The sequence below is a fragment of the Prevotella sp. P3-92 genome (genome assembly GCF_002251205.1).
In the GTDB taxonomy this organism is placed as follows: Bacteria; Bacteroidota; Bacteroidia; order Bacteroidales; family Bacteroidaceae; genus Prevotella.
Window position 1 is genome coordinate 83,054 of the sequence record NZ_NPJE01000018.1, and the last position, 6,380, is coordinate 89,433.

Consider the following 6,380-nt stretch of genomic DNA (forward strand, 5'->3'; position numbering starts at 1 on the left):
ACATACTGTCAATTTCTATGAAGTTAGAACGAACAGAAGAATGTTACCAAGAATGGCACGGAGAAATCTACACAGAAGCCATGGAAGATGGACACGATGATGAAACTCTCACCCGAATAACGGGTAATGATGGGGAGGGTAGTGTCCATCGTGGTGGCACCACCTACGCTGATAGGTGCCAATCTTCCAAAATACTTCGCCAACAGTGGGGCACACAACAGGGTGAGAATCTCTCTGCTGATGTTGGCAAGCAAAGCGATGGTACCAAGTTCTGCACCACGGTATTGGGTGATGAAGATGCTCGACAGAGAGTAGTAGCCGAATCCAGAACCTATCGCCAGACAGTCGGTAAGTTGACGATGCCCCAATAGGATAGATACTGCAGCGCATCCTGCCAACGTGCCCAGAATGGTCATGATGGGAAGCATCATCAAACGAGGATTGACCTCTTTGAAACTCTTCAGTACAGAAGTGTCGCAACCGATGCTGATGCCTACGCAGAACATCAGGCAGCAAAGGGCATAATAGCTGACGTCGCTATTTACAAAGCTGTCGGGAATCACGTCACACAATCCCACGATGATGCCGAGGACAAAGAAGCCTACGATAATCAGACTGCCTTTCATGCCTTGCCTCCTTCCTGTTCAACCGATGTCTTGCCTTTCTGTTTGGCTGTTACATATCTCCATAATGCCCAAGCAAAGATTGCACTGCCGATACTGCCGCCCAGCGTTAATACGATGGCTTCGAGACCCAGCGTCTGGAGACCATTGACGATACTTGGATTCGATCCTACCTCGATGCCGAGGAGGAATAGGAGTACCCAAATAAGTGCCGTGATGATACGGCCGATAAAACTCATTTTCTGGTTGCGGAGCAGGTAACCCGTACCTATTCCGCATAGCATAATCATTACAATCTTGAGCATTGTTTTCTCGTTTTACTTATCCGTTTCCTGTTTGGAACGCATTTCCCCAACTTTCGTTGTTATGCTTTTCAAAAACTGTTATACTGTTATATTGTCACGCTTTGGATTGATGACAGCGCTATTCGTAGTCTAACGCTTACTGCCTAAAAGCCTGCTTCTGACACATTTCACCGCTGGCTTGTAGAAAGTCATGTCCATGCTCTTTATGGTGCGCATAAACTCTCCCATCAGTTCTGGATAGAACTTACACATCCGATAGGCAATTTTCATGCAGAGAGATTGAATACCGGGAAACTCATCAGGATTGACCATGTGGGCTAAGCAGAAGTCAAGGAAGTCGGTGCGAAGATCATCTTCTTCCAGTTTCAAGCGCTCAATATGATGGAGCGACAGGCGACGGACAGAAGCGTTGTCGGTCTGCATTGCTAAATCTATGAGCGGGTGGAGTAGTGGTTGCAGCTGTGTGTGCTCCGCTTTGCTGGCCTTGGTTAGTCCCCAAAGTGCATTGCGAGCCACTTGATAGTCTTCGTGATTCATATAGGTGCGACAAAAGCCTATGAGGTCTCCCGATTGTTTCACCTCATTATATATGGCCAATGCCTCTCCTTCACTATACGCACCCTTTAGTCGTTCTTCCGTTATCATGGTGTCACGTTTTTTAGAATATGTGTTATTGTTCAAATAGATCATGGCAAAGTTACGAAAATATCTCGATAATTCGTGGAAAGAATCACGATTTTAACAGATTTACGTGGCAATAAAAAATCCGTGCCCCCTGACGTTTGCTTTCATAAACTGTAATACTGTAACTGTAACGCTTGAAACGCAAAATATGGTTTATGGAAACTGTTATCTGTTATTTGTTATTTGTAACGCAAAAAATTCGTTTATGGAAACTGTCAACTGTCAACTGTAACGCTTGAAATTGACATTGGCGTTGTCCAAGAAACAGGAACAGTCCTCGCGAAACCTATTTTTCCATTCCGAAAACTGTAATACTGTAAGCTGTAAGGATTGAAAGTCATGATGTCAATGACCTGTCACTGTGACATCTGTGTTTGCGGATTTCCTGTCTTCTGACTATGACATATCTATGAATACCATCGTCACTAACATGACCTTGATGCGTACCGTCTGCAACTGGGTACGAAAGCAGGGAGTCACAAACAATGACCCCTTCTTTGGCTATGACATGCCCAAGGCACTCTATGGCACTCCATATTTCCTGACCATTCAGGAGCGTGACCAAGTTCTGGATGCAGACCTAACGGATGATGCAGAACTTGCTGAGTATCGTGATATGTTCGTGTTTCAGTGTATGGTCGGATGCCGTCATAGTGATCTTGTGACCTTCACCCCCAAGAACATTATTGACGGTGTTCTGGAATATATCCCCATCAAGACCAAGGGCAAGTTAGGTGACGTTGTAAGGGTTCCTCTTATCCCCAAGGCTATGGCTATCCTTGATGGCCATGACCATGGTGATGATGAACCAATCTTCCCCAAGCATTATAACTTCAAGTTCAACGATGCTATCCGTAGAATCTTGAAGCGTGCCAAGGTAAATCGTGTTGTCACTGTGATTAACCCTAAGACACGGCTTGAAGAGAAGAAGCCAATCTCAGATGTGGCTACCTCTCATCTTGCACGAAGGACTTTTATCGGTAATCTTTACCGCATGGTCAAAGACCCTGATTTGGTTGCTTCTATGTCTGGTCATGCCAAAGGCAGCGTTGCTTTTGCCCGATACCGAGTCATTGATGATGACATGAAGAAATCCCTGGTTGAACTTATCCAGTGATTCTCTTCTTTTTGATGGCATATTCCTTTTCCCTTTATTCGGTTACATTTCAATAATATCATAGACTATGGACGATAAAAAATTACATCGTTGCTTCACTTTCTCTGAAGAGCAGTTGAAGCATCTTCGAAGCAAGAAGTACAAGATTGACCGTATGGAATGCTTCATGTCGCTTGTGGATCTTGCCGAGCCAGTTCCAAAACTTGTGCAAATCAGCAAGACCAAGCAAGTAGAAATCTTGGCAGGTCAAGTTATGGTTGACAATACCCAACTTGCCAAACTCTGGGACAAAGACCGCAAGACGGTTCCAAAGCTGTTGGATGCTATGGAGGCTGTGGGCATTTTCTCTTCTCAGGAAGTGGAAGATAACCGCATCTACACCCTTCATTGTCTCTCAGGCTGGTATGTTGATGCCAAGTTCGTGTCGAATGCCTTTGCCTTAAAGCGCAATAACGACAGTACGGCAATCATCCATGCGGAAGTTCCTGCCTCCAAGGTCATCATCACTGAGGATCCTGATGACAAGAAGAAGGACAAGGAAGGTTCTGCTTCTGCCGATGACAAATCCAATGACTCTGCCGAGGGCAACAATCCTCAGACAACTGGCAATGTGTCGCACCAATCACCACAATCTAATGATAGTGGCAATGTGGGTAAGTCTGGAGCAGATGGCAACAAGTCACCATCACCTCCTGAAAACAATTCCCCGCAGTCTGCTGACAGCCCTTCTCCCCAAGGTGAAGCCGATGGCAAGCAGAATGAAGGGAAGCAGCATGAGCAGATACCTTCTCAGCAAGGAGGACAGCAGCCACAACAGCCTAACGGCAATCAAAGACCGCCTTTCAACGGCTATCAGAAGCCTAACGGCTACTACAACCAGAACGGCAACAAATAGCCGTCTGAGGACTCAGGAATGCGACCTGCACCGCCAAACCATCCCAAAGGACGTTTACCGATACAGGACAACACGGCAAGCCGAAACGACTTTCTAAGCCCTGACGGGAACTTAGCAGGTAAAAGGACCGATTTTTAAGAGGTACTTTTCGAGAAATCCTTTTGTACTACATTATTTGTGACCAAATTTATGCAGTCCTAAAAGTTTCTCGGGCTACTCGCAGGCTCGCAGACCTATGTCCTTCTTTTTTACTGATTTATATTCATCCCTTTAATCATATTCAAAGATATGGCTAAGAAAAAGAAGATTATCAAGAAGACACCCACAAGGGTGCATTCCTTCCGCTGTACCGATAAGGACTGGAAGGAACTGAAAAAACTCGCTAAGGAATGTGGTATGAGCATAGGCAAGTATCTCGTTGAGACTGGCAAGAAGCATCACCCACGTCAGCGACTCACTCCAGAGGAAAGCAAAGCCCTGAACTCTCTGACTGAGGCACGTACCGACTTGATAAAAGTCCGCAGTAAGTTGCACGATGCTTCACCCGAGGAAAAGCAGAAGATGTTCAGATCTCCAAAGTTCATGAAGTGGTGGATTGAAGCCGTTGAACGACTCATCAAACACTGGTATAGCATTGAAGACAACCTTACTTCTCCTGTACTGACCAAAGTTCAAGAAGACGAATGATTATACTCGCAAGACCAGTAGCCTATGGCGGCAATGCCGCAAGGTACGCAATGGAGAAGGAGGATGCAACCGTGGTCAAGGTGAACCACATGCCTGACTATCTCGATGCCACCGAAATCTGGTATCGGATGAAGCATCACTGCCAGTTGCATCAACAGGACAGGACTGTTGGGCGAAAGTTGGAACGCTTCATGACCACGTTTGTACTCTCCCCATCCAAGGAAGAGTCAGAGAACTATACCTTGGATGACTGGGCAAACCTCGCTGATGAAGGATTGGAAGCTTTGGATTCAGTCGGACTTTTACCCAAAGGCTTTAAGGAGAAGGTCAAGACCAATTTCCGCAATTCTATGAGTGTTGCTGCCTTGCATCGGGATTCCAAGTCTGGAACCCTTCACCTGCATCTTGACTGTTGCCGTGTGGATAATGACGGCAAGACCAACGATGTTCACGATGTTCACATCAGAGCAATAAGGGCTGCGGAAATTATCAACGCAAGGCATGGTTGGGAGCAACCTCAGGAGGTTCGTGAAATGCGCCAACAAGATATAGCGGAGTTTTGCGAATATACCCTTCAGAAGATGGATAGTTTCGACATTGACCGTTACTTTGATATGCTTCGCATGAGAGGCTATGAGGTCAATCCAAGGTATGACACTACTAACTGCAAACTTGTGGGCTACACCATCGGCAAGAATGCCTCAGTGTTCAAGGCTTCTGCCATCGGTCGAAAGTTCATGGTATCACAGCTTGAAGCCACATGGAAGAAGATGCATCCTAAGCCTACTCAGGTCAAGATGCGACCTGCTTCACCTTCCGTTTCACCGGCTCGCCCTGCTCGCCATGTTGCTCAGACAACGAAACCTACCCAGTCCAATTCTAAGCCATTGCCAGTTGCTACCAAGACTGCCTTCAATGTCAATGTTAGCGGTGAAATGAAGAGAATCTATATTCCGAACACGGTCAAGGACATCTTCCTCAATGAGGTTCAGGTTCCTGATTCTGATATGACTGCATCAAGAGAGGACATTTCTCATGTAGGTATGCTTCTCTTCCTTGATATGATTGATGCAGCAACAACCGTGTCCGAATCTTGTGGCGGTGGGGGTTTTGCTCCTTCCTCTGGTTGGGGTAAGGATGATGACGAAGACGAGCGTGAGCGGGCTCGCCGTTGCCTCCAGATGGCTCATGCCATGTGCAAGCCACCGCAGAAAAGACGTTCATTCCACCGTTAGACAAATCCTACATATCAATGAGAAGAACAAAACATGTAGAAGAACTCATCGAAGATGACGAGCAGAAGCCTGACTTCGATGACATGATGAACGAAGTCCAGGAAGAGATTGAAGAGCATGATGCCGAGGATGCTGTTGTCAGTCGTGCGCCTGAACTCAGGCAGTTGAGTGAGAACATTGACAAAGCGACCAACACTTGGATCAATGCAACTCTTCAACTGGAGTCTGCCATCCGTAAGTACAATTCAGCTCAGACTGCTCTTGGCAATGCCGTTGACACTATCAGTGGTAAGGTTGACACCATCAATACCCACATTGACAATGTTCTGAAGGATGCCCCAACCAAGTTGAAGGTTTCAGTCAGAGTCGATGATGTTGACTGGAAGAAGATTCAGGACATGTTCGACAAACAACATGAATGGATGACCACTCAGATGCAGAAGCATATCCGTGAGGTCAATCAAATGTTTTATGAAGAACGTAGAAGGGTTCAGGAAAGGTACAAGGAGTACGATGGAACCTACCTCGGACACTATGTGCAGTATTTCTTCTGGTTCTTCTTTGTCCTTGGACTCGTTATTTTCGGCTTGGCTATCTTCCTGATGCTCGACAGTCACTACCACTGGACGAAGTAATCTAATGTTTATACCCTCCAAAATCCCTACGAAACTTGGCATAGTCTAAGTTTGTAGGGATATTTTTTTTCTTGAAAACGTCATTTTCTTGAAAATGTGCACTATTGCCCGTTGTGGGAGCCAGATAGCATGAGTAACTTTGCACCGTCAAAATAAACGAGTGTAAACCTAATTGTTATAAAGTAAGCATTCCGTAAAC

General features: G+C 45.8%; 8 protein-coding genes. 5 read left to right on the plus strand and 3 right to left on the minus strand.

Features of this window, described 5'->3' with window-relative positions; genetic code table 11:
- Positions 1 to 23: 23 nt before the first annotated feature.
- From CIK93_RS02990 to CIK93_RS03000, 3 genes are all read right to left on the minus strand, one after another.
- The gene (locus CIK93_RS02990) at positions 24 to 626 is read right to left on the minus strand and encodes a lysine exporter LysO family protein (protein ID WP_094446535.1); all 603 of its coding nucleotides are present in this window, start codon (positions 624 to 626) and stop codon (positions 24 to 26) included.
- Positions 623 to 928: a LysO family transporter gene (locus CIK93_RS02995; RefSeq protein ID WP_094390061.1), complete on the minus strand. Its 306-nt coding sequence runs from the start codon at positions 926 to 928 to the stop codon at positions 623 to 625. Before CIK93_RS02995 ends, CIK93_RS02990 begins: the two co-directional genes overlap by 4 nt.
- 129 nt (positions 929 to 1,057) lie before the next feature.
- A complete protein-coding gene (locus tag CIK93_RS03000) occupies positions 1,058 to 1,573 on the minus strand; it encodes a hypothetical protein (protein WP_094446541.1) in 516 nt (171 codons plus the stop codon).
- A 448-nt stretch (positions 1,574 to 2,021) separates the two neighbouring features.
- Here CIK93_RS03000 and CIK93_RS03005 point away from each other — a divergent pair, with 448 nt between their 5' ends.
- The 5 genes from CIK93_RS03005 to CIK93_RS03025 all read left to right on the plus strand — a co-directional run bounded on the left by CIK93_RS03005 (position 2,022) and on the right by CIK93_RS03025 (position 6,181).
- Positions 2,022 to 2,729, plus strand: a complete 708-nt coding sequence (locus tag CIK93_RS03005) for a site-specific integrase (protein ID WP_254046717.1) — start codon at positions 2,022 to 2,024, stop codon at positions 2,727 to 2,729.
- Positions 2,730 to 2,796: 67 nt separating this feature from the next.
- Positions 2,797 to 3,624 (plus strand): hypothetical protein, encoded by an 828-nt coding sequence (locus CIK93_RS03010; protein ID WP_005812835.1) that lies wholly within the window; start codon positions 2,797 to 2,799, stop codon positions 3,622 to 3,624.
- A 288-nt stretch (positions 3,625 to 3,912) separates the two neighbouring features.
- Positions 3,913 to 4,311 (plus strand): hypothetical protein, encoded by a 399-nt coding sequence (locus CIK93_RS03015; RefSeq protein ID WP_005812832.1) that lies wholly within the window; start codon positions 3,913 to 3,915, stop codon positions 4,309 to 4,311.
- On the plus strand, positions 4,308 to 5,546 hold the full coding sequence (locus CIK93_RS03020) for a hypothetical protein (protein WP_094446536.1): 1,239 nt from the start codon (positions 4,308 to 4,310) through the stop codon (positions 5,544 to 5,546). The genes CIK93_RS03015 and CIK93_RS03020 overlap by 4 nt, the downstream gene beginning before the upstream one ends.
- A gap of 17 nt (positions 5,547 to 5,563) precedes the next feature.
- Positions 5,564 to 6,181, plus strand: a complete 618-nt coding sequence (locus CIK93_RS03025) for a hypothetical protein (protein WP_005812828.1) — start codon at positions 5,564 to 5,566, stop codon at positions 6,179 to 6,181.
- Positions 6,182 to 6,380: the final 199 nt, after the last annotated feature.